The sequence below is a fragment of the Paracoccus methylarcula genome, from assembly GCF_003007735.2.
Taxonomy (GTDB): Bacteria; Pseudomonadota; Alphaproteobacteria; order Rhodobacterales; family Rhodobacteraceae; genus Paracoccus; species Paracoccus methylarcula.
This window is the reverse complement of sequence record NZ_PXNQ02000003.1, coordinates 265,112-286,690: the sequence shown is the minus strand read 5'-3', so window position 1 is coordinate 286,690 and position 21,579 is coordinate 265,112. Positions and strand designations below refer to the sequence as shown.

Annotated in this window: 20 protein-coding genes; 14 read left to right on the top strand and 6 right to left on the bottom strand. The window is 60.2% G+C overall.

The annotated features are described in order from the left end of the window. Window positions 1-122: 122 nt before the first annotated feature. Genes A7A09_RS21040 through A7A09_RS06760 form a run of 10 tightly spaced genes read left to right on the top strand, consistent with a single transcriptional unit; the run spans window position 123 to window position 9,860 of the window. Window positions 123-800: an ABC transporter substrate-binding protein gene (locus A7A09_RS21040; protein WP_211341062.1), complete on the top strand. Its 678-nt coding sequence runs from the start codon at window positions 123-125 to the stop codon at window positions 798-800. Continuing rightward, the gene (locus A7A09_RS21035) at window positions 794-1,669 is read left to right on the top strand and encodes an ABC transporter substrate-binding protein (protein WP_211341061.1); all 876 of its coding nucleotides are present in this window, start codon (window positions 794-796) and stop codon (window positions 1,667-1,669) included. Before A7A09_RS21040 ends, A7A09_RS21035 begins: the two co-directional genes overlap by 7 nt. 28 nt (window positions 1,670-1,697) lie before the next feature. Then, window positions 1,698-2,642, top strand: coding sequence for an ABC transporter permease (locus A7A09_RS06795; protein ID WP_106690646.1), 945 nt, complete (start codon window positions 1,698-1,700; stop codon window positions 2,640-2,642). Next, window positions 2,639-3,454: an ABC transporter permease gene (locus tag A7A09_RS06790; protein WP_106690645.1), complete on the top strand. Its 816-nt coding sequence runs from the start codon at window positions 2,639-2,641 to the stop codon at window positions 3,452-3,454. The genes A7A09_RS06795 and A7A09_RS06790 overlap by 4 nt, the downstream gene beginning before the upstream one ends. Window positions 3,455-3,459: 5 nt before the next feature. Next, window positions 3,460-5,121, top strand: a complete 1,662-nt coding sequence (locus A7A09_RS06785; protein ID WP_106690797.1) for a dipeptide ABC transporter ATP-binding protein — start codon at window positions 3,460-3,462, stop codon at window positions 5,119-5,121. Further along, the gene (locus A7A09_RS06780) at window positions 5,118-6,650 is read left to right on the top strand and encodes a serine hydrolase domain-containing protein (RefSeq protein WP_106690644.1); all 1,533 of its coding nucleotides are present in this window, start codon (window positions 5,118-5,120) and stop codon (window positions 6,648-6,650) included. The genes A7A09_RS06785 and A7A09_RS06780 overlap by 4 nt, the downstream gene beginning before the upstream one ends. Next, window positions 6,647-7,453 carry a creatininase family protein gene (locus A7A09_RS06775; RefSeq protein WP_106690643.1) on the top strand — a complete coding sequence of 269 codons (807 nt, stop codon included), beginning with the start codon at window positions 6,647-6,649 and terminating at the stop codon, window positions 7,451-7,453. The genes A7A09_RS06780 and A7A09_RS06775 overlap by 4 nt, the downstream gene beginning before the upstream one ends. Next, window positions 7,453-8,139, top strand: a complete 687-nt coding sequence (locus A7A09_RS06770; RefSeq protein ID WP_106690642.1) for an RraA family protein — start codon at window positions 7,453-7,455, stop codon at window positions 8,137-8,139. Before A7A09_RS06775 ends, A7A09_RS06770 begins: the two co-directional genes overlap by 1 nt. Before the next feature lie 42 nt (window positions 8,140-8,181). Beyond that, window positions 8,182-9,045, top strand: a complete 864-nt coding sequence (locus A7A09_RS06765; protein ID WP_245999194.1) for an N-formylglutamate amidohydrolase — start codon at window positions 8,182-8,184, stop codon at window positions 9,043-9,045. Then, a complete protein-coding gene (locus tag A7A09_RS06760; RefSeq protein ID WP_106690641.1) occupies window positions 9,045-9,860 on the top strand; it encodes an alpha/beta hydrolase family protein in 816 nt (271 codons plus the stop codon). The genes A7A09_RS06765 and A7A09_RS06760 overlap by 1 nt, the downstream gene beginning before the upstream one ends. 233 nt (window positions 9,861-10,093) lie before the next feature. Here the strand turns inward: A7A09_RS06760 and A7A09_RS06755 are convergent, their stop codons facing one another. The 6 genes from A7A09_RS06755 to A7A09_RS06730 form a co-directional block, all read right to left on the bottom strand. Beyond that, window positions 10,094-11,005 carry a LysR family transcriptional regulator gene (locus A7A09_RS06755; RefSeq protein WP_106690640.1) on the bottom strand — a complete coding sequence of 304 codons (912 nt, stop codon included), beginning with the start codon at window positions 11,003-11,005 and terminating at the stop codon, window positions 10,094-10,096. Between the two features lie 18 nt (window positions 11,006-11,023). Then, the gene (locus A7A09_RS06750; protein WP_106690639.1) at window positions 11,024-12,568 is read right to left on the bottom strand and encodes an ABC transporter ATP-binding protein; all 1,545 of its coding nucleotides are present in this window, start codon (window positions 12,566-12,568) and stop codon (window positions 11,024-11,026) included. Window positions 12,569-12,573: 5 nt separating this feature from the next. Continuing rightward, window positions 12,574-13,506, bottom strand: a complete 933-nt coding sequence (locus A7A09_RS06745) for an ABC transporter permease (protein ID WP_106690638.1) — start codon at window positions 13,504-13,506, stop codon at window positions 12,574-12,576. A gap of 10 nt (window positions 13,507-13,516) precedes the next feature. Continuing rightward, complete coding sequence (locus A7A09_RS06740; RefSeq protein WP_106690637.1) at window positions 13,517-14,611, bottom strand: ABC transporter permease; 1,095 nt, start codon at window positions 14,609-14,611, stop codon at window positions 13,517-13,519. A 58-nt stretch (window positions 14,612-14,669) separates the two neighbouring features. Continuing rightward, window positions 14,670-15,659: a BMP family protein gene (locus tag A7A09_RS06735; protein ID WP_211341060.1), complete on the bottom strand. Its 990-nt coding sequence runs from the start codon at window positions 15,657-15,659 to the stop codon at window positions 14,670-14,672. 291 nt (window positions 15,660-15,950) lie between these two features. Further along, a complete protein-coding gene (locus A7A09_RS06730; protein WP_245999192.1) occupies window positions 15,951-17,138 on the bottom strand; it encodes an XdhC family protein in 1,188 nt (395 codons plus the stop codon). Between A7A09_RS06730 and A7A09_RS06725 the strand changes: the two genes are divergently transcribed. The 4 genes from A7A09_RS06725 (at window position 17,125) to A7A09_RS06710 (ending at window position 21,526) form a co-directional block, all read left to right on the top strand. After that, window positions 17,125-17,742, top strand: a complete 618-nt coding sequence (locus tag A7A09_RS06725; protein WP_170167033.1) for a GntR family transcriptional regulator — start codon at window positions 17,125-17,127, stop codon at window positions 17,740-17,742. The two genes, A7A09_RS06730 and A7A09_RS06725, sit on opposite strands and share 14 nt — an antisense overlap. Before the next feature lie 78 nt (window positions 17,743-17,820). Beyond that, complete coding sequence (locus A7A09_RS06720) at window positions 17,821-18,702, top strand: FAD binding domain-containing protein (protein WP_211341059.1); 882 nt, start codon at window positions 17,821-17,823, stop codon at window positions 18,700-18,702. Further along, entirely contained in the window at window positions 18,699-19,226 is a 528-nt protein-coding gene (locus A7A09_RS06715; protein ID WP_106690635.1) for a (2Fe-2S)-binding protein, read from the top strand. The genes A7A09_RS06720 and A7A09_RS06715 overlap by 4 nt, the downstream gene beginning before the upstream one ends. Window positions 19,227-19,231: 5 nt before the next feature. Continuing rightward, on the top strand, window positions 19,232-21,526 hold the full coding sequence (locus A7A09_RS06710; protein ID WP_106690634.1) for a xanthine dehydrogenase family protein molybdopterin-binding subunit: 2,295 nt from the start codon (window positions 19,232-19,234) through the stop codon (window positions 21,524-21,526). Window positions 21,527-21,579: the final 53 nt, after the last annotated feature.

The following is a 21,579-nucleotide window of genomic DNA, read 5'->3' as shown; positions in this document are numbered from 1 at the left end:
CCGTCTCCGGCCTGGAATGCGGGTCTGCTTGCATGAACCATTTTCCACTTGACCTGATTTGCATGCCCTATATTGTATTATAAGTAATCATAATGCAATACATGACAGGGCGAGGAGGCATCATGAAACCGGCAATCATGCGTATGCAGGCGATGGTGGGGGCGACATTGCTTGGCGCGTCTGCATTGTCGGCGCAGACGCTCAACGTGCAGATCTCGGCGGATATCCGAAGCTCGCAGCCCGGGGTGAATCGCGATTCGCTATCGGATTCGGTGGCACTGAATGTCGGTGAAGGCCTCGTCGCTTTCGGTGAGGGGGGCGAGGTCAGGCCGATGCTCGCCGAAAGCTGGACCATATCCGAGGATGGGCGGGTCTATCGGTTCGATCTCCGGAACGATGTCGTCTTTCACAACGGTGCACATCTGACCGCCGATATCGTGAAGCAAAGCTGGGAAGCGTTGATGGCCGCGCCGGAGTTCAACTGCGCGTCCTATTTCGATGGTAGCCGCGGAGCGGCGGTAGAAACGATAGAGGCGCCGGACGAGGATACCGTGGTGTTCACGCTCGACAAGGCGGATGCGATGTTCCTGAAATATGCGGCTCAATCGCAATGCGGCGGCATGGCGATCATGCATCCCGACAGTTATGCCGAGGACGGTAGTTGGGATCACCCTGTCGGCACCGGTCCGTTCATGTTCGAGGATTGGGTGCGCGGCGAGCGTATTCACCTTGCCAAATTCACGGATTATCAGCCGCAGGGTGAAGTGATCGACGCTACGCCGGGCGCAAGGAGGTGCTGATCGATGACGTCAATCTGATCGTCACGCCGGACAAATCCACCGCCGTTGCCGCTTTGCGCAGCGGGGACCTGGACATCCTGCCCTATCTGCCGCCAGGAGAAGCCGCCGAACTGATGAATGAGCCCGGCTTTCAGGTCGTGGCCGAGCCGCATGGCGGCATGATTACCCTGTTGATGCAGACAACCGATCCGGTCCTGTCTTCGCCCAAGATGCGCATGGCCATCGCGAAGGCGCTGGATGTTTCACAGATCGTCGAAGCGGCGACCCACGGTATGGGCGTGCCCAATGCCTCGCTGGTCTCGACCGCATCGGCCTATCATGACGGGGTTCAGGACAAACAGATCGCCTATGCTCCCCAAGAGGTTGCCGCACTGCTTGATGCCGCGGGATATGGCGGCGAAGAGATTGTCATCCAGACCAATCGCCGCAATCCGATAAACGAGAATGTCGCTGTCATCGCGCAGGCAATGTTGCAGGCCAGCGGTATCAATGCGCGGATTGAGGTGCTGGAATGGGCAACCCAGCTTGACCGGTTCCGCAACGGTAAGTTCCAGCTCTCGGCCTTCAATTACTCGAACCGGGACGATCCCGCGCTGGCATATAGCGCGATAATCGGCTCCAAGGACGAACGTGGCAGTGTCATCTGGGACAATCCCGAAGCCGTCGAGCTTTTGAAGAAGGCGCTGCAGACCCCGGACGGTGAAGACCGTCAGGCGGTGTTCGATCAGTTGCACGAACTGTTTCTCACCGACGTGCCGATGCTGATGCTGAGCAATGGGCTCGATGTGTCGGTCGCGGCCGAACATGTCACCGGTTATCGGACGTGGAACGGTTTCACCCGTCTTTGGGGCGTGGGCGTCACGGAATAGCCAGCCGGATAGAGGGGACGGGAAAATTATGCTCAGATTCGTGTTTTCGCGATTATTGACGGCTGCGCCGACATTGCTTCTGGTTTCCATCGCGGTGTTCACGCTGATCCGGCTCGTTCCCGGCGACCCGGTAGGCCTGATGCTTGGCGACAATGCCGACGAGGCCGCCTATGCAGCGATGAGCCAGCGTCTTGGCCTGGATCAGCCTATCGTCGTCCAATTTCTTACCTGGCTCAAGGCGGTGCTGCAGGGCGACCTGGGCAACTCGATCACGACCGGGCAGCCGGTGCTGTCGCTGGTGTTGCATCGGTTTGCCGTGTCCGCGCAACTGGTGCTGATCGCCGTGGCGATCGCAACTGTCATCGCCGTGCCTCTGGGGATGCTGGCGGCGTGGCGGCAGAATAGCGCGTTCGACCTGGCCGTGATCACCGGCGCCACTGCGCTGATGTCGATCCCGACCTTCTGGCTTGGTTTGATGCTCCTGCTTTTTCTGGGGCTCAATCTCGGCTGGTTGCCGGTGCTGGGCTATGTCTCGATCGCCGATGATTTCTGGTCTGGACTGGTCTATCTGGTGATGCCGGTTGCTTCGCTGGTCCTGCATGAGGCGGGTATCCTGGTGCGCATGGCGCGAGCCTCCACCCTGGATGTGCTGCGGCTCGATTACGTCACCCATGCCCGCGCCAAGGGATTGAGCGAGGGAACGGTGTTGATCCGGCATGTTGCGCGGAACGCGTTTGGACCGACATGGACCTTGCTTGGGCTGATTCTCGGGAACCTGTTGGGCGGGGTAGCTGTCGTGGAAACCGTCTTCACCATCCCGGGGCTTGGCCGGTTGATCGTCGAGTCGATCTATGGCCGCGACTACCCGGTATTGCAGGGATGTCTTCTTTTCGTGGCGACAACCTATGTGATCGTCAACCTGATCGTGGATCTTTGCTATCCGATCTTCGACCCAAGGGTAAAAGCCCAATGAGCATTCACGGCACCAACAGATATCTTGGCGGCTTCCTGATCGGTTGCTTCCTGATCGCGGCGCTGGTCGGTCTTTTCTGGACGCCTTATGATCCTCTGGCCATCAGCCTGGGTGGCAAACTTCTTCCGCCGGGGGGGCAGCACTGGCTGGGCACCGACGAATATGGGCGCGACGTGTTGTCCCGCCTTCTGTTGGGCGCGCGATCGTCCGTTTCGATCTCGCTTCTGACAGTGACGTTTGCGGTATTCTTTGGCCTGATCCTCGGCACCCTGTCCGGTTACGCCCGAGGATGGATCGACCGGGTCATCATGCTGCTTACCGATACGTTGCTGGCCTTTCCGTCGATCCTGCTGGCGCTGGCATTGCTGTCGATCCTTGGTGCCAACATGTTCGGCGTCATCCTTGCCCTCGGCCTGGCCTATCTGCCGACGGTGATCCGGGTCGTGCGCGGGGCAGTGATGTCGCTGCGTGAGCGCGAGTTTATCGAAGCCTCGCGGCTGATGGGGCACCCGGCATTCTACATCATGCGTTGCCACATCGTGCCGAATTGCCTTGCCCCGATCATTGTCATCGCGACCTCGATGTTCGGCTCGGTCCTGTTGACAGAAAGCGCCCTGAGCTTCCTGGGCCTCGGAGTGCCGCCTCCCGCGCCGACCTGGGGCAATATGCTGGCCAGCGCCCGTCCTTACATGGATCGGGCGGCTTGGCTGGGAGTGTTTCCCGGATTGTGCATCTCGCTGACATTGCTGGGGATCAACCTGTTTGGCGATTACGTCCGAGACCGTTTCGATCCGCGCATGAGGGGGCTGTGACGAAGATGACCGACATGCTTCTGGAAGTGAAGGATCTGGAGCTTGGCCTGGTGCATGATGAATCGAACCTGATCGTCAGGCAGGCGAGCTTCGATTTGCGCCCGGGTGAAGTGCTGGGACTCGTGGGGGAGTCGGGCTCCGGCAAGACGATGCTGGGCCGTTCCATCATCGGCCTGCAGCCTGGAGCCATCACGCCACGCGGTGGGGATATCGTGTTTCGAGGCCGCTCGATCCTCAAGATGAGCGCCCGGAACCTGCGCCGGTTACGCGGATCCGAGATCGGGATGGTCTTTCAGGAACCGATGACGTCGCTCAACCCTTCGATGACCATCGGCAGGCAGTTGGAAGAGCCCCTGCGTCAGCACACAAGGCTCGACACGGCCAGACGGCGGGCGCGCATCCTCGACATCATGGAACGTGTCGGCATTCCCGAGCCGGGTGACCGGCTTGACGACTATCCGCATGAGTTTTCCGGAGGGATGCGCCAACGGATCATGCTGGCCTCCGCGATGCTGTTGAAACCGGCCTTGCTGATCGCGGACGAACCCACGACAGCGCTGGATGCGCTCGTGCAGCGCGACGTTCTGGAACTGATGATAGAACTGACGCGGCAAGAGGGGACGGCGCTGATCCTGATCAGCCACGACCTGCCGATGATTGCGCGCTACTGTGAAAGGCTGCTGGTCATGCGTGATGGCGAGATCGTCGAGTCCGGCCGCGCAGATGACCTCCTCGCGGCGCCGCAACATGACTATACCCGCAGGCTGCTGCAGGCCATGCCCGAACGCGGACCGGTCCGCAGCTTCGATGATAGCACAACGCCCGTGGTGGAACTGCGGGGGCTGGAGGTCGAATATCGCTCGCGGACGGGGTTCCTAGCCAGAACCTCGCGGAAGAAAGCGTTGCATGGGATCGACCTGAGGATACGTCGCGGCGAGGTGGTTGCACTGGTTGGCGCGTCGGGGTCGGGCAAGACGACGCTTGGGCGGGCAGTCGCGGGCCTGATACCGGCCAGCGGTGGCGATATCCTGTTCCGGGGACTTCCCATTGGCAAGCATGATGCGAACTGGATGGATTACCGTTTGAACTGCCAGATGATCTTTCAGGATCCATTTGGCTCTCTCGATCCGCGTTTCACTATTCGCCGTTTGCTGGCCGAGGCGCTGTATTACCAGCGTAACCTGGATTCGGCGGAACGCGACGACCGTATCCGAGCAGCCGTTCGCGAGGTGGGCTTGGAAGACGCCCATCTGGATCGTCTGCCTCATGAATTGTCCGGCGGGCAGAGGCAGCGCATCGCGATAGCCCGGGCCGTCATCGGCCGTCCGGATTTCGTCATCGCCGACGAGGCCGTCTCGGCGCTTGACGTTACGGTGCGCGCGCAGATTCTGGAACTGTTGTCGGAATTGCAGCGGCAGCATGGCTTTTCCTGTCTGTTCATCACCCATGACCTGAGCGTGGTCGAGCAATTGGCGGATCGCGTCGTGGTCATGCGCGACGGTGCGATCATCGAGGAGGGGCCGCGAGACACCGTCTTTGACAGACCGCAAAGCGGATATACCCGGGCGCTTCTGGCCGCCATTCCCAAGCTGGAGCGGACAGCGACCGGGGCTGTGCTGAACTGGCGTTTCGGAGCGAATGATCCGCTGCGCGAGGGCGCCCAATGAACCATTTCGACGGCCTGAAACGCGCGGCACCGCAAGAGCGCAACACCGACCCCATGGCGATTGTCGATCTTCTGGACGAGATCGCCCGGACCGGGATCGAGATGCATAGCCTGCTTGTCTGGCATGACGGTGCCCTGATCGGCGAGGCCTACTGGGCGCCGTATCGGGCAGATCGGTTGCATATGATGCATTCGGTGACAAAAAGCTTCACCTCGATGGCCGTCGGTCTGGCGATCTCCAACGGCAAGCTGGATCCGGACGGCCGTGTCATCGACCATTTCCCCGAATTTCGGGATTTGGCTGCCGATGGAATCGAGGCCATGCGCCTGCGTCACCTGCTGACCATGACCAGCGGTCATGGTCATGGGATTTCCGGTGGTGCCTGGCGCAAGCTGCGATCAAGCTGGGCCGCGGATTTTCTTGCCAGGCCCCTGCAATATGTCCCGGGTGAGGTCTTCGTATATGATAGCGCCTGCAGTTACATGTTGTCGGCCATCGTCCAGCGCGCCGTCGGTCAGACCATTCATGACTATCTGCGCCAGCGGGTTTTCGACCCTCTCCGCATGTCGCGGCGCCTTTGCTGGGATCTCAGCCCGGAAGGTGTCAATAGCGGCGGCAATGGCCTGTCCTGTCTGACCTCCGATCTGTTGAAGCTGGGGGTTCTGCATTTGCAGGGCGGCCGCTGGAACGGCGACCAGATCCTTGATCCCGATTGGGTCAGCGCCGCGACCTCCAAGCAGGTCCGGGAAGTGACCCTGGGCGTGCTGACGGGCGAGCACTATCTCGGACCCGGAGAGGAACATGGTGACGCCAAGCCGGAGCGGCGCGATGGATATGGCTATCAATGGTGGTGTGGCCCCAATGACAGCTATTCCGCGACCGGGTTGTTCGGCCAGGGCTGCATTGTGTTTCCCAATGAGCGCGCAGTGGTCGCCTATACTGCGGGGATGGACGACAACGACCGACGCTTTCAGACCGCGATTCATGAGCGGCTTCGTCCTGCTCTTGGACAGTGGCGGGGTTTCAGCTTGCCGCCCCGGCTGGCATCATTGGAGCTTCGGCCGGCACCACCGGCCAACCGGTTACGGGCTCCCGCTGACTGGGAAGGCCGATACAGGATGCAATCCAATGACCAGGGCATCGTCTCTGTCAGCATTGAACGCGAAGGCGACAATATCGTTTTCCTGCAAGAGGATCATCGCGGAACCCATCGTGTCCTTGCCGGGCTGGGTCACCGTGCAGAAAGCGTAACGACGATGACCGGCGCGCGCCTGCACCATTCCTATGAAGCCGATGACGGTTTCACGGTCGCGGCTTGGGCGAGCTGGGGGAAGGGGAGTCCAGAGGGCTGGATGCGATTGAGTTTCGATTGGGTCTTCGTCGAGACCGCCTTTCGCGACACGGTGCATTGCTATTTGCGCGATGGCGAGCTGCGAATGCATCGGCAGGTAAACGTGAATTCCTCGGAACTTTCACTGCCCGCACTGCATGGGCTGCGCGATGGCGCGCGCCGGGAAGCGGCATCATGACCAAGATACGCCTTGCCGAGATGACGCAATCCGAATTTGCCCGCAGGACGCGGGAACCGGTTGTCATCCTGATCCCTCTGGGTTCGCAGGAAGTGCAGGGGCCGCATTGCCCGATGGGCGATCACATCCTGGCCGAGCGGTTGTCCGAACTTGCCGCATCGCGGGCGGATGCACTTGTCGCACCGGGTTTGGCATTCGGCTATGCGGATTTCTTTCGGCCTTTTGCCGGTGGCATGCAATTGCGACCCGAAACCTTCAAGGCTGTGCTGCGCGATATGCTGGAAAGCCTGTTGCAGCACGGGCTTCACCACTTGCTGATTGTGAATGGGCATGGCGGGAATGCCCCGCTGATTTCCCAGCTCGCGCGTGAGCTGCGGCGTGAATACGGCGTGATAATCCCTTCCATCGATCTGTGGACAGCGGTTCCCGACCGATTGCTGCGGGAACTCTTTGGCTGCGCCTCCGTGCGGGGGCATGGCGGAGAGCCAATCTCATCCGTGGCAATGCATCTGTTTCCAACGCTTTGCCGTCCCGATCTGCGGGTTGCCAAAGCGCTGCGGGGGCAGGTCATGGGCCTGCCCGTCCGCGGGGTATCGGGAGCGAATTTCGGAGATCTTCGAGTGAACCTACCGCTGGATGCGGATGAGGTCGATGCCAATGGCCTGCTCGGCGGGAATGCCGAACTGGCCTCAGTAGGGGCGGGAGAGCGGCTGACCGGGGAAATCGTCGGAACACTCGCCCGCCTGATCGAGCATCTGCAACGAACCGACCCCCGCGCATCCGTGGATATGGAGAGACCTTGATGAGCCGCTATCGTATCGATCCATTGCCGGAACCAGCCGATCCTGCATTGCTGTCGCGGCTGGAGCAGGTCGAGACCGCGACACTCGGCCATGTCCGGCTGACCGGTTTCGCCGATCGGCGCATACAGGCGATTGCGCCGGATCAACCTTGCCGCGCCGGATTGGCGGTGACGCTCGCTTTGCCTGCCATGTGCTCGACGCTGATGCATTACGCCGTCAGCCATCTGCGTCCCGGCGACATGCTGGTCGTCGATCGCCTGGGGGATGACCGTCACGCCTGCCTGGGGGGCGCCGTGGCCCGAGCGGCGAAGCTGGCCGGTGCCGTCGGGGTGGTGATCGATGGGCCGGTGACGGATATGCAGGAAATTCTCGACGAGGGACTGCCTGTCTGGAGCAGGGGAGTTTCGTCTCAGACTACACGCCGCCTGGGGCTTGGCGGCATGTTCAATCGTCCGGTCTCTTGCGGGAATGTGCCGGTCCTGCCCGGCGATATCGTGCTCGCCGACGCGTCGGGCGTGATGTTTCTGCCCGCCGATGAGGCATCGGCAGAGGCCGAGGCGGCGATCGCGCGGCAGGGGCGTGTGGCCCGCACCATGGATCGGTTGCAGACAGGAGAACGCTTGGGCGCGATCACCGGTGTCGTGGATGAAATCGAGCGGGCTTTGCTCGCTGAACGGAGCAAGTGACCAATGGCGACCGTCATGCAAACCGATGAATTCTTGTTGCCGATGCCCGAAAATATACCCGGTGTCCTCGGCGTATCGCCACCAACCGAGCCCCTGATCCCGCTGGTTTTCGACAGTCCCCATAGTGGGTTGGAACTGCCGGCGGATTTTTATCCCGCTGTGGATGCCGAGACGGTTCGCGTTTCGGCCGATACCTATGTCAATGACCTGTTCTCGGCAGCTCCCGAACATGGCGCGCCGTTACTGCGCGCGCTTTTCCCGCGCAGCTTTCTCGATCCAAACAGATCGCTTGCCGATATGGACGCGGCTTTGATCGAAGGCGCCTGGCCCTATCACCTGCGGGAAAGCAATACGGCCCGCCGTGGCATGGGGTTGATCTGGCGGAACGCGTGGGTTGAAATGCCGATGTATGACCGGAAACTGGCGATTACCGAGGCGCGCGACCGTATCCGCCGCTATTGGCTGTCATATCATATGGCATTGCGGCAACTGCTTGACGGCGCCTTCGCGCAGTTTCGGATGGTTTATCACCTGAATTGCCATTCCATGACCAATGCCGGCCATGCAATGTCCTCGGATGGGCCGGGCAGTGCGCGCGCCGATATCTGCGTCGGAGATCTCCACGGCGTCTCGGCCGGGGCCGAGTTTACTGCCATACTATGCGAGTTATTGGAGCGGGAAGGTTTTCGCGTCGCAATGAACAAGCCCTTCCGTGGCGCCGAGCTGACCGAAGCCTATGCGAATCCCGCCATTGGCCGCCATGCCATTCAGTTCGAGATCAATCGTCGTCTCTACATGAACGAAGAGACCCGCGAGCGCAGTGCCGACTACCCGGACTTCAAGCAAGCCATGTCGCGGCTGATCGCCGAGCTGGCCGAATATATCCGTCAGAAGGTCAGGAGATAATGCCGATCGTGAATTTCTATCGTCTCGACCGGAGTGCCATCTTCGCCTCGCAGTCCGATCCGCGCTTTGCCTATTGCACTTACATGCCGAGTAGCTACGAACCGGGGGCAGGGCGGACATATCCGCTGGCCGTGCTGGTTCACGGGAGCCTGAGGAATGCCTATGAACTGCGGGATCAGTTCGTCGACTTTGCCGAAAGGCATGAATGTGCCCTGCTGGCACCACTTTTCCCCTGTGGAATTTTCGGTCCTGACGATTTCAACAATTACAAGCATCTCGCTTATCGAGGGCTGCGTTACGACCTGGCCCTGCTGGATATGATCGACGAGATTTCGGAGATCTTCCCGCTGCGCAGCGACCGTTTCCTCATGCATGGATTTTCCGGCGGCGCGCAATTCGCCCATCGTTTTTACTATTGTCATCCCGACAGGTTGCTGGGGGTCTCCATTGCCGCGCCGGGGACGGTAACATTGCCCGAAGGCGGTAGGCCCTGGTGGGTCGGAACATCCGACATGGAGACTGTTCTGGGTGTTCCGTTGCGTCTTGATCGGCTGCGAAACGTGGCTGTGCAACTGGTGATCGGTGCCGAGGATACCAATGCGCAAGGGGTTACCGTTGGGCCTGGCTCTAGTTTTGCCATGCCCGGTGCCAATGATGCGGGGCCGACGAGAATGGAACGTCTGTGTAGCTTGCGCGATGGTTTGGCGAAAATGGAGGTGCCCGTTGACTTCGAGATCGTGCCGGGTGCCGGACATGATGGTGCGCGCATACAGGGGCCGGTAAAGGAGTTTTTCAGGCGGGTTCTGTCCGAATGACAGGAGAAGAAGGCAAAGTTCCTTGCCGATATTGGTCTGGTTCGTGCGTTGGATGATCCGCGCCTGCTTCGGGCAGATATCGGACCGGGCGCAGAATCGGTATCCAGTTCGGCCGGAATTGCTTTGATATAAGCGGCGAGATGCGCCAGTTGTTCTGCCGACCGCCTCTTTGCCGTACATCGTCTTTTCGACCCGGCAGGGTGGCGTGATCCGGCGTGGCATTTCCGCGGAAGTCACGAGTGCGGCGCGACAAAGCTGGACGACGCATTTTCCAGGATGATTGACCGCAGGCCTTCGGCCGCGGGGGATAGACTCCGCTGCCGATGTTGCAGGATCGATATTTCCCGCGTCACGCGAGGCGCAACCAAATCTACCGTGCGGACCAGAACATCCGGGGCCAGCTGGCGCGAATTCTCGGGCAGAACCGATATCCCCAGACCCGCCGAGATCATGCTGATCGCGGTGGTCGAAAAACGGACTTCGTGACTGGGCCGGAAATTCGGAACGACACGGATCATGGTCCGCTCCACAAGGTCACGCAACGGGTTCTTCGGAGCCAGGACGATCAGTTTCTCATTCGCCAGCTCGATCCAGCGCACCTCTTCGGCTTGCGCGAAACGGTGATCGGTCCGGCAGGTAACCATCAGCCGGTCACGCATGACCGGCGTTGTCACGATTTCCGGATCGTCATCCACAAGCGTGCCGATGGCGATATCGACCTCGTTGCGTTTCAGCGCGGAACGGATCTTTTCCTCGGGCATATCACGCAGCTGGACCGAAACGCCGGGATGCAGTTCCGCGAACCGCGCAAGCAGAGGTGGAACGATAGTTGCGGCCAGCACGATTGCCGCGGCGATTGTGACCTGACCACGCTTCAGCGTCGCGCTGTCACGAATATCGCGCGTCGCCAGATCCAGATCGTCCATCAGCTTGCGGGCCTGGGGCAGAAATTCACGCCCAATGACGGAAAGGCTGACCATCCTCGTATGACGATCGAACAGCCGCACCCCCAGCTCCGTCTCCAGCTCGCGAACCAGGATGCTGACGGCGGATTGCGTCAATCCCAAGTGATTGGCCGCCAGATTGAACCGGCCTAGCTCGGCGACGGCAAGGAATGCGCGAATCTGGCGAAGGGTGATGTTCATGATTTCCCGAACTGGTTCCTAATGTCCGACCGCAGCCATATCCTTTTGATCCGCCTTCTTTCCCGCCATCAGGAGGCCAACTTCTTCCAGCCTGTCGCGATCGGGGGGCACTTCCCCCAGGATCTCACCGTGGGATATAACCAGGATACGGTCGCAGATCGCAAAAAGTTCTTCCAGTTCCGTCGAAATCAGCAGGATTCCCCTGCCTGCTTCGCGCTGCTTGAGCATTTCCTGCAGGATGAACTCGATAGCACCTATGTCAATGCCGCGAGTGAGCTGGCTGACAAGGAGGAAATCGGGATTGCGGGCCAGTTCCCGGGCCACGACGAGCTTTTGCTGATTTCCACCCGAGAGGTTGGAAATCGGTTCGTTCTCATCTCGGGTCTTGACCCTAAAGCGGGCGATAAGGTCGCGTGTATGAGCCGCGATCTTCTGCCGCTGCAACAGGCCGCGAGCCATGAACGGCGGTTGGTCATAGCGTTCCAGGATAGCGTTCTCGGCAAGCGACATCGGCATGAGGATCCCCATCTTGTGACGATCTTCGGGCACATGCGCAAAGGACAGGGCATTGATTTCGGTCGGGCTGAGCCCGGTAATGTCCCGACCGGCCAGTTCGATCCGTCCGGCATCGACCGGCAGCAAGCCGGACAGCGCCAGGGCAAGTTCTGTCTGGCCGTTCCCGGATACGCCCGCAATGCCTACGATCTCGCCCTTGCGCACCTGAAGGTTGATGTCGCGAAGGGCTGGCAACCCAAGTTCGTTGCGGCAGGACAGCCCCTCAACCGACAGCACCGTATCCCCCGGCTCACAGGGGCTGTGCGGCAATTCCATCAGGACGTCGCGCCCGACCATCAGCCGGGCCAGTTCGCGGGGCGAAGTGTCGGAAACCTGCGTTGTATGAACGACACGGCAATCCCGCATCACGCTGATCCGGTCGCTGGCCCGCATCACCTCGTCCAGCTTGTGCGAGATGAAGATCACCGTTTTCCCGTCATTCACCAGCCCCCGCATGAGATCAAGCAGGCGATCGGTTTCCTGCGGGGTCAGGACGGCGGTCGGTTCGTCGAGGATCAGAAGATCGCAACCATGAAACAGCACTTTCAGGATCTCTACCCGCTGCTGTTCGCCGACGGAAAGATCCTCGACAACCGCATCGGGCTGGACATCCAGGCCATAACGCTCGCTCATATCGCGGATGCGGGCATGGACCTCGTTCATATTGCGAATTAGCCGCAACGGGGAGCCTTGGCCCAGCACGTAGTTTTCCGCGACGGTCAAATTTGGGACCAGCATGAAATGCTGATGCACCATGCCGATCTTCTGCTGGATGGCTTCACGCGGCGAGCCGATATTCAGCGGCTTGCCCCGGTAGATGATCTGCCCGGAATTGGGCTTCAGAATACCGCAGAGAATACTCATCAGGACGCTCTTTCCGGCGCCGTTTTCCCCGAGGAGCGAATGGATTTCGCCTTCCTCGATCTCCAGCGTCACTCCGGCGCTGACAATGATCTCGCCGAAGGACTTGTGGATGTTGTCCATCCGCAAAAAGGGTTTGTCGCTCATGAATCTCACCTTTCGTTATAAGGCACGCCAAGGCTGCGCGGTGCTACAGTTTTGCCCCCGACAACGACAACGGCGATGATGGTCATCAGGTAGGGCAGCGCCTGGAAAACCTGATAGGGGACATTCCCCATCGGTTGGGCCTGAAGCTGTAATTGCAGGGCGTAGAACAGCCCGAAAAGCAGGGAGACGAAAAATGCTCCGACGGGGGACCAGCGGGCAAAGATCACCACGGCCAATGCGATGAAACCGCGACCGGAAGTGATCCCCTCGACGAACTGGTTGGAATGGCCAAGGGTCAGGAACGCCCCGCCAAGCCCCGCCAGACCGGTTCCCAACAGCACCGCCCCGTAGCGATAGGCGGCCACGCTGCGCCCGGCCACATCCACCGCCTTGGGGTGATCTCCAACCGCGCGCAGGGTCAGTCCAAAGGAGCTGCGGTATAGCAGGATCGTCGCCAATATGGTAACGATAACCGTGCTGTAGACGATCGGGTTCTGCCGAAACACTGCCTGCCCGAAGAAGGGGAGGTCGCTCAGCCACGGGATGCGCACCGGCGCGGCAATTTCGACGCCTCGCCCTGTCGAGACGTAGTAGGTCCTGAACAGGAATGACGTCAACCCCAACCCCAGCAGGTTGATCGCCGCGCCAACCACGATCTGGTTGGCTTTCACCGTGATCGTGAAAAAGGCGAAGATCAGGCCGAAGATCATTCCAGCCGCAATCCCCGCCATGAGGCCAAGGCCGATATGGCCTGTGGCGAATGTCGCCGCAAAGCCGCAAAAGGCTCCCATCAGCATCGTGCCTTCCAGCCCGATATTCAGGATACCGGCCCGTTCGGAGAAAACCTCTCCGATGGCGGCGAAGATCAGCGGAGTTGCGAGGCGCCAGGCAGCACCCAGCAGCGCCGCCAGGAAACCGAGAGTAAGCAGATCTTGCATATTATGCTCCTTACGACTTGCGACCGGGGCGCCACCGGAAGGCGGCGAAGGCGACGACCGAGAGAATGACGATTCCCTGGATCACCAGCACGAGAACCTGTGGCACCTGGGAATTGATCTGCATGAGTTCGGCCCCTGACCGAAGCACGGCAAATAGTCCGCCGGAGGCGATTGCTCCAAGCGGGTTGTTTCCGGCCAGTAGGGCGACCGCGATCGCTTCGAAACCGTAACCGGGAGAGATGGTCTGATAGAGTCGATGGGTGATGCCCGCGATCTCGATAGCCCCTGCAAGCCCCGCCATGCCCCCGCTGATACACATTGCAGAGATCATGTTGCGGCCGGGCTTGATGCCCGCATATCGCGCCGCATGCGGATTTATCCCGACCACCCGCATGGCGTAGCCGGCGCTCGAGCGATACAGGAAAACGTAAAGCGCCAGGGCCAGGACGAGCGCGATGACAATCCCGATATGCACCCGCATCCCGGTGAACAGAGCGGGCAGCCAGGATTCCCGAAGCAAACGCGCCGATTGCGGATAGGCCGCGCCTGCATCCTTCATCGGTCCGGTGACCAGGTAACTGGTCGTGATGAGCGCGATGTAGTTCAGCATGATCGTGGTGACGATCTCGCTGGCGTGGAACCTGACCTTCAGATAACCGGCGATGCCGCCCCAGAAAGCCCCGCCAAGGGCTCCTGCGATCATTACGGCGGGCACATAGAGCCATGGTGAAAGGCCCTCGAAGCTGACACCGACAAGTGTCGCGGCGACGGCTCCGGCGTAAAGCTGTCCTTCTGCGCCGATATTCCACATCTTGCAACGGAAGGCGACGCAAAGCCCGGTGCCGATCAGTATCAGGGGGGTTGCCTTGAGCAGGATCTCGGACACCGAGCGCATGTCCTGGAACACGCCCAGCAGCATGACATTGATAACATCGGTGCCATTGAACCCGTTCAGGGTCAGCAATACGGCACCGCACAAGAGCGCGATGGCGACTGCGGCGGCGGGAAGGGCGATGGCCGTGGCCGTGCCGGTCAGGATTCGTCCCATACGAAAATACGGCCGGCTCGCGGCATCGCCGCGCCCGCCCTGTTCGACCTGTGTCATAGTCGTGAAAACCTTTCCTGTTCCGCCGCGGCCCTGCGGGCCAGCGGCGGCGATCCCGTCAGTCAGAATATGTCTGGATGTTTCCGGCTGCGATTCCGGCAGAAATTTCCTCGATCTCGGCGCGGATGTCCTCCGGCACGGAAACCGGACCATCATCGCGGAAGGTGAACTGCATCACTTTCTCGTCCTTGAGGCCGAAGATCACGTTCGATTCTGGCGAGTTGCCCTCTTGGATGTCGCGGACGACCTCGACGACGCCTTGCGCATAGTCGGCCACGTAAAGGCCCAGGATGTTGTTCGGCGCGACTTCCGTGAAGTCGCTGAAGATACTGAAGGTTCTCACATCGCCACCGGATTCGGCGATGGCCTGATAGCCACCAACCGTCGCGCCCGAAGCATTTGGGACCACGAAATCCGCGCCCTGGGCGATCATGCTGAGTGCCGATTCCTTGGCGGCTGTCGTGTCGGTGAAGTTGCCGATATAGGATTCGCTGATCGGAAAGTCGGGATCGACGCTGTGAGCCCCGGCCTTGAACCCGGCAAATGCCTGCTGAATGGGTGGGATCTCCATGCCACCGACAAGCCCGGCCTTCTTGCCCATCTTTGCGGCCACGACCCCCATCAGGAAAAAGGGCTGGCTGGTATCGGTATTCAACCCGATCACTTTACCCTCGTGAATGTCGCTGGAAGAAATCAGGAAATAGGTGTCGGGATATTCTTCCGCGACCTCCAGCGCGGCATCCTGAAACTCGAACCCGTGACCAAGGATGACGTGGTAGCCTTGGCTGGCATAATCGTAGAATGCCTTGGAAAAAGAGGCCGGGTTCTGTTGCAGTTCAACATAGCTGACCTCGGCCCCAAGCTGTTCCTCCACCCCCTTCAGCGCATTATAACCGATCCGGTTCCAACCTTCCTCCGATACGCTTCCGGGAACCAGCAGTCCCATCTTCAATCCTTCCGCCGACGCGGCATTTCCAAGCATCATGCCGGCCAGCAGGAAAGGCGCGGCACCCAGGCCCGCCCCAAGCCGAAATACACATGGTTTCATCCTTACACTCCTCCCAATGCGTTAGTTTTTTGCACCGCATCACTCGTTGCGGTGGTGGTGCTCAAGGAAGCGCAGCGGTTCTGATGATTTCGGCTGCGCCTGATCTTCTGACCGGGTGTTCGGACGATCCCGCTGCATGGATGAAGGCTGGTTTCCACCCGTGGCCCTTCATATGCTCCCCTCTTCCGTCGTTCCGGTCATGGCAAGGATAGGGATGGAATATTTCTTTTTACAAATTCATTATTCAAATTTATTAATAATAAAATCGAAATTATTGTGGTTTTTTCCTGCTTATGGCAGTTCTCTTGCGGCTTGCATCACCTCGGCCAACACGGAAATCGCCAGCATTTTCGGATCGCGGGATGAAGGGATGAGGCCGATTGGTCCCCGAATCCGAGCCAGTTTCTCGGGCGGCACCCCCATTTCCGACAATCTGGCAAGCCGGTTGGCCTGCGTGGTCCGACTGCCCTGGGCGCCAATATAGTATGCCGGACCATTCACGAGGCGAGAAAGTATCTCGGGTTCGTAATCATGGTCATGGTAAAAAAGCAGCGCAGCGCAGCGATCATCGGCCACCAGTTCCCTGAAATCGGAAAGCGCGTCCAGCCTGCAGGTCTTGCAGCCCATTTTCGCGGCTGCGTCGAGGCTGTGATCCTCATGCGATAAAAGAACATGCTCATAGCCGAGCGAGCGCACCAGGTCGGCGAATAGAATAGCCTCGGGGCCAGCGCCAAAGATTACGAATCTGGTGGGGGCCGGAAAGTCGATCGTGAAATCCTCGTTCTCCCCGGAATTATCCAGTCTCAGCCGCCCGGCCTTCGACAGATGCACCGACACCCGGCGGCGCGCGGCCCGGTGTCGAGACAGATCTGCCAAGATCTCGAAATCGCGAATCAGGAACAGCATCACCTCGATTGCCCCGCCGCAGGGCAAGCGCAAATCCATGAATGGCGATCCTTGCCCGTAGCGCAATCGGCGCGGGATCCCCTTGGCGCGAACCTGTTCGGCATGCAGGATCAGATCGGCCTCGATACAGCCCGAGGTCAACGCGCCCGCAATACTGCCATCGGGGGCGATGGACATGACCGTTCCCGGGTTTCTGTATGCGGGGCCAATGGTCTGCGTCAGCACCGCCATCACTGTTCCGGGTCCGGCTGAAAGCGCCGCCTCCCACGGATCGACGAGCGCTGGATGTGCCTGGCAGACCTGTCCAGACGTGGTTAGTTCCTGTTTCATAGTGCCCCTCCGCTTGCTGTTTCCACAGATCAGCTCGACTGCCGGGGCCATGAAGAGCGTCGCCAAGATCCCGAAATTGAATTGTTGACAATATTTGAATAGCGCCGCATTCTCTCGATTGTCAACAATTCGGATGATCATGAATTCAGCAACCACAAACCGGCCGCCTGGCGAATCCTCAGGGACAAAAAAGCGCCACAGAAGCGGTGAAGCGGCCGAAAACCGCGTCATGGCATTGGTCAATGAGGCGATACAGGCGCATCGGCTCAGTCCCGGCGACCGGCTGACCGAGCGCGAACTTTCCGAGGGTGCCGATGCCAGCCGTCAGGCGGTGCGCAACGCGCTGGTGCGGCTGGCCGAGGCCGGGCTGGTGATTCTGACCCCCAATCGCGGGGCCAGGATGATGCAAAGCTCACCCGAAACCACGCGCCAGATCATGCGGGCCCGAATCGTCAATGAAGGCGCGGCCTTGCAGGCCCTGGCTGGACGTCTGGATGAGGAAGGCGCTGCCAGGCTACAGGATATTCTTCGGCAAGAAGCCGCCTGCTATGACGAGGGGCAGATCAACGAGGCCCGGCAATTCTCGCGCATGTTCCACATGACCTTTACCGAGCTTGCGGGCAATACGATGATAACCCGCTTCGTGCGGGAACTGATCGCCTGCCAGCCGCTTCTGGGTGCGCATGCGCCAAACCGCAAGTCCGGTTTCTCCGGCGTGCCAGCCCATACCAAGACCCTTGCCGCGCTATTGCAGGGTGACGGCCATCAGGCAGAGGCCATGAATACCGAATTGCTGCGCGCGCTCGAACGAGAGTTTCTTCAAGAAATCGCGGAGGACCAGAACTAGCAATCAGAGCCGAATTACAAGACCCGGCGAAGCCCCGATCGGAAAGCGGCCAGGCAGTCCAAACATTGCTTGAGACCAATGCCAGAGGAGGGCGAATTGCGTAGATTCGAGTATCACGAGCCAAAGTCTCTCGATGAGGCTTCCGAGCTTCTAGGAACCCTGGGGGAGGGGGCCTTCATACTCGCAGGCGGAACCGATCTTTTCGTGGAGATACGGGAACGCCTGCGGGAGGTGAAACATCTCATTAACATCAAGCGCATATCCGATCTATCCGCGATCGAATATTCCGAGACATCGGGGCTGCGCTTTGGTGCGCTGGTGACGGCGGGCGAATTGGAGGCCGAGCCATCCGTCATCCGGTATTATCCCAATTTGCGCCGTGCTCTTGCCGAACTGGCTTCGATCCAGGTGCGCAACCGGGCGACGGTGATCGGCAATATCTGCCGTGCCTCGCCTTCGGCTGACACAATCCCGCCGCTGATCGCGGATGGCGCGTCAATCGAAACCTTCCGCCCCGAAGGCGGGCGGACAATTCCCCTGGCCGAATTCTTTGCCGGGCCCGGTCGCACCGTGCTGGAACAGGGCGAAATCGCCATCGCCATCATCATCCCGCCCCCGCAGCAAGGCAGCGGCCGCTCCTATATCAAGCATGGGCGCCGCAAGGCGATGGAACTCGCCACGGTCGGCGTCGCAGTCAGCCTTGATGCAAAGGACAATATCTGCACCGGGGCCCGTATCGCTCTGGGCGCGGTAGGGCCGGTGGTTTTGCGGGCGCACAAGGCAGAGGAAATCCTGATCGGTTCCAGCTTCGACCAAAACACCGTCGAACGGGTCGCGGAACAGGCGATGCAGGAATGCACACCGATCAGCAATGTCCGTAGCTCTGCCGAATACAGGCGCAGCATGGTGGGCGTGCTTACCCGCCGTGCCATCGAACTTGCCAGGGAGGAACCGGCATGACGAAAAGAGTTCTGGAAATGACGGTGAATGGCGAGGAACGCAGTCTCGCGGTCGCCAGCTACCGTTCGCTGCTTGACGTCTTGCGCGAAGAGGGAGGGCTGACCGGCACCAAGAAGGGCTGCGATGTCGGGGATTGCGGGGCCTGTACGGTCATCATGGATGGCAAGCCCGTGAATGCCTGCCTTGTTCTGGCGGTCGAGGCCCAAGGGGCCGAGATCACGACCGTCGAGGGGCTGCAATCGAGCCCGGACGATCTGCACCCGTTGCAAGAAGCCATGATGGAGCACGGCGCTTCGCAATGCGGTTTCTGCACACCCGGCATCCTGATCATGGCGAAATGTCTTCTGGATCGGAATCCCCATCCCACGGACGAGGAAATCCGCTTTGGCCTGTCGGGAAATATCTGCCGATGCACCGGCTACACCAAGATCTTCGACGCGATACGGACAGCCGGGAAGCGCATGGCGGCAGCCAGCACCGGCGACGGGACAAAAGCGCCCGATTTCAGCAAAGCGGAGGCCTGACGCCAATGACCAAACAGGATTTCCGTATCGTCGGCAAAAGTGTCAAGCGGGCCGATGTCATCGAAAAAGTCACCGGCGAAGGCAAATATACCGGCGATTACCATATGCCCGGCATGTTATACGGCAAGATCAAGCGGGCCGAGATCGCTCATGCGAAAATCACCCGTATCGATGTGTCGCGCGCGTTGGCCTATCCCGGCGTCAAGGCCGTATTGACCCATCGGGACGTGCCGCGCGTGCTGCATTACGGCTCGCCGCATCCGCGCTCTGCTTCCTGCACCAAGGATCAATATATCCTCGATGACAGGGTGCGGTTCTGGGGCGAAGGTGTCGCTGCGGTCGCCGCGATCAGCGAGGAGGTGGCCGACGAGGCGCTTGACCTGATCGATGTCGAGCATGAGCCGCTTCCCGGCGTTTACGACATCGATACGGCTCAGGCCCCCGATGCTCCTCAACTCCATGATGTGGGTCCGGGGGGTAATCTGGTGATCCCTCCCGTTCGGATCGAGCGCGGCGATGTCGAGCGTGGCTTTGCCGAAGCCGATCTGATCCTTGAAGGGGAATTCGAGGGCGGACGTCCGGTTCCGACCTATATGGAACCGAATGTTTGCGTCGCTGACTGGGACGGCAGCAACAAGCTGACCTTTTGGACCTCGACCCAGACCTCTTTCATGGTTCGCGGTGCATTGGCCGAGGTGCTTGGCCTGCCGCTGAACAAGGTGCGGGTGCTGGTCGATCACATGGGCGGGGGTTTCGGCGCCAAGCAGGATCTGTTCCAGCATGAATTCCTGTGTGCATTACTGGCGAAACAATGCCGCCGGCCGGTGAAGATGGAGTTCACCCGGCGCGAAACCTTCATTGCAGGCCGTTCGCGTCATCCCTTCCGGATGTGGCTGAAGCAAGGTTTCCGCAAGGATGGCACATTGGTCGCAAGGGATATGAAGATCATCTTTGAATCCGGAGCCTACGGATCGCACAGCCCGGGGGTGACGAATGTCGGCACCGCCTCCGCGACTTCGCTTTACCGATGCGAGAATGTCCGGTTGGACGGGCGGGCTGTCTATACCAACACTCCCATTTCCGGGGCCTATCGTGGCTATGGCGTGGTGCAGACCTATTATGCGCTCGATATCCAGATGGACGAGGCGGCGGAAAGGCTGGGGATAGACCCGGTCGAGATGCGGTTGAAAAATGCCGTGCGCGAAGGCGATATCGCCCCCTCCGGGCATCCTATCGTTGGATGTGGGCTGGAGGCCTGTATCAGCCATGGCGCCGATGCCTTCGACTGGGCAGGCAAGCGCAACAATCCCAACCGCAGCGACCCGCGCAATCCGGCCATTCGCAAGGGCTGGGGGATCGGTTGCGAGATGCATGGTTCTAGCGCCTATCCGGGGATCAAGGAACAGGGCAATGCCACCGTCAAGATGAACGAGGATGGCAGCGTGACGCTGTTAACCGGCGCGGCGGGCCTAGGCACTGGCGCGCATACCGCGCTGGCGCAGATCGTGGCCGAGGAACTGGGTGTCACGTTCGAGTCGGTTTCCGTCGTGCATGGCGATACCGATGTCGTGCCATGGGACATCGGTGCCTTCGCAAGCCACACGACCTATCTGGTTGGCTCGGCCGCAAAGATTGCCGCGGCCGAACTGCGTGAGCGCGTTTTGGCCCGTGCGGCCGAGTTGCTTCAGGAAAGCGCCGAAAATCTCGGCCTTGTCGACGGGATCATCACGGTCCGCGGCAATCCCGGTCAAAGCATCACCCTTGTCGAAGCCATGGGGCCGACGCGGGGCGTCCCGTCCGAGCATCTGATCGCCTCGGGCAGTTACACGCCGACGAAATCCTATTCCTTCGCGGCGCATTTCGTCGAGGTCGCGGTGGATACCGAAACCGGCATCATAGAATGCCGCAAGGTCATGCCTGTGCATGATGTCGGCAAGGTAATTCACCCGATTGCCGCACAAGGTCAGATCGAAGGCGGAATCCAGCAAGGTATCGGCCACACCCTGACCGAGGATTACGTGATCGACCGCACCAACGGGCGCTCGCTCAATGCCGGGCTGGTCGATTACAAGATGCCGCTTTCGATGGACATGCCGGATATCGAGACGATCATCCTCGAAGCGGCACCCGATCCGGGTGGTCCATGGGGTGCGAAAGGCGTGGGAGAAGACCCGATCATCGCCATCGGACCGGCCATCTGCAACGCGGTCCATGACGCCATCGGGGTTCGGTTCCATCATTATCCGATCACACCGGAAGATGTGCTTAAAGGTCTGAAAGCACGGCGGGAGCAGCCGTGAAACACCGATCCCGCAGCGCATCGGTCAGGTCGGCGGGAGGTTGCCCGCCTGAC

What these genes read in the sequence shown, in the direction of transcription:
- A7A09_RS06745 (WP_106690638.1), bottom strand. Translation starts at nt 13,506, where the DNA reads ATGCAAGATCTGCTTACTCTCGGTTTCCTGGCGGCGCTGCTGGGTGCT.
- A7A09_RS06735 (WP_211341060.1), bottom strand. Translation starts at nt 15,659, where the DNA reads ATGAAACCATGTGTATTTCGGCTTGGGGCGGGCCTGGGTGCCGCGCCT.
- A7A09_RS06760 (WP_106690641.1), top strand. Translation starts at nt 9,045, where the DNA reads ATGCCGATCGTGAATTTCTATCGTCTCGACCGGAGTGCCATCTTCGCC.
- A7A09_RS06725 (WP_170167033.1), top strand. Translation starts at nt 17,125, where the DNA reads ATGGCATTGGTCAATGAGGCGATACAGGCGCATCGGCTCAGTCCCGGC.
- A7A09_RS06770 (WP_106690642.1), top strand. Translation starts at nt 7,453, where the DNA reads ATGAGCCGCTATCGTATCGATCCATTGCCGGAACCAGCCGATCCTGCA.
- A7A09_RS06755 (WP_106690640.1), bottom strand. Translation starts at nt 11,005, where the DNA reads ATGAACATCACCCTTCGCCAGATTCGCGCATTCCTTGCCGTCGCCGAG.
- A7A09_RS06790 (WP_106690645.1), top strand. Translation starts at nt 2,639, where the DNA reads ATGAGCATTCACGGCACCAACAGATATCTTGGCGGCTTCCTGATCGGT.
- A7A09_RS06785 (WP_106690797.1), top strand. Translation starts at nt 3,460, where the DNA reads ATGACCGACATGCTTCTGGAAGTGAAGGATCTGGAGCTTGGCCTGGTG.
- A7A09_RS06780 (WP_106690644.1), top strand. Translation starts at nt 5,118, where the DNA reads ATGAACCATTTCGACGGCCTGAAACGCGCGGCACCGCAAGAGCGCAAC.
- A7A09_RS06775 (WP_106690643.1), top strand. Translation starts at nt 6,647, where the DNA reads ATGACCAAGATACGCCTTGCCGAGATGACGCAATCCGAATTTGCCCGC.
- A7A09_RS06795 (WP_106690646.1), top strand. Translation starts at nt 1,698, where the DNA reads ATGCTCAGATTCGTGTTTTCGCGATTATTGACGGCTGCGCCGACATTG.
- A7A09_RS06765 (WP_245999194.1), top strand. Translation starts at nt 8,182, where the DNA reads ATGCCCGAAAATATACCCGGTGTCCTCGGCGTATCGCCACCAACCGAG.
- A7A09_RS06740 (WP_106690637.1), bottom strand. Translation starts at nt 14,611, where the DNA reads ATGACACAGGTCGAACAGGGCGGGCGCGGCGATGCCGCGAGCCGGCCG.
- A7A09_RS06750 (WP_106690639.1), bottom strand. Translation starts at nt 12,568, where the DNA reads ATGAGCGACAAACCCTTTTTGCGGATGGACAACATCCACAAGTCCTTC.
- A7A09_RS06710 (WP_106690634.1), top strand. Translation starts at nt 19,232, where the DNA reads ATGACCAAACAGGATTTCCGTATCGTCGGCAAAAGTGTCAAGCGGGCC.
- A7A09_RS21040 (WP_211341062.1), top strand. Translation starts at nt 123, where the DNA reads ATGAAACCGGCAATCATGCGTATGCAGGCGATGGTGGGGGCGACATTG.
- A7A09_RS06715 (WP_106690635.1), top strand. Translation starts at nt 18,699, where the DNA reads ATGACGAAAAGAGTTCTGGAAATGACGGTGAATGGCGAGGAACGCAGT.
- A7A09_RS06720 (WP_211341059.1), top strand. Translation starts at nt 17,821, where the DNA reads ATGCCAGAGGAGGGCGAATTGCGTAGATTCGAGTATCACGAGCCAAAG.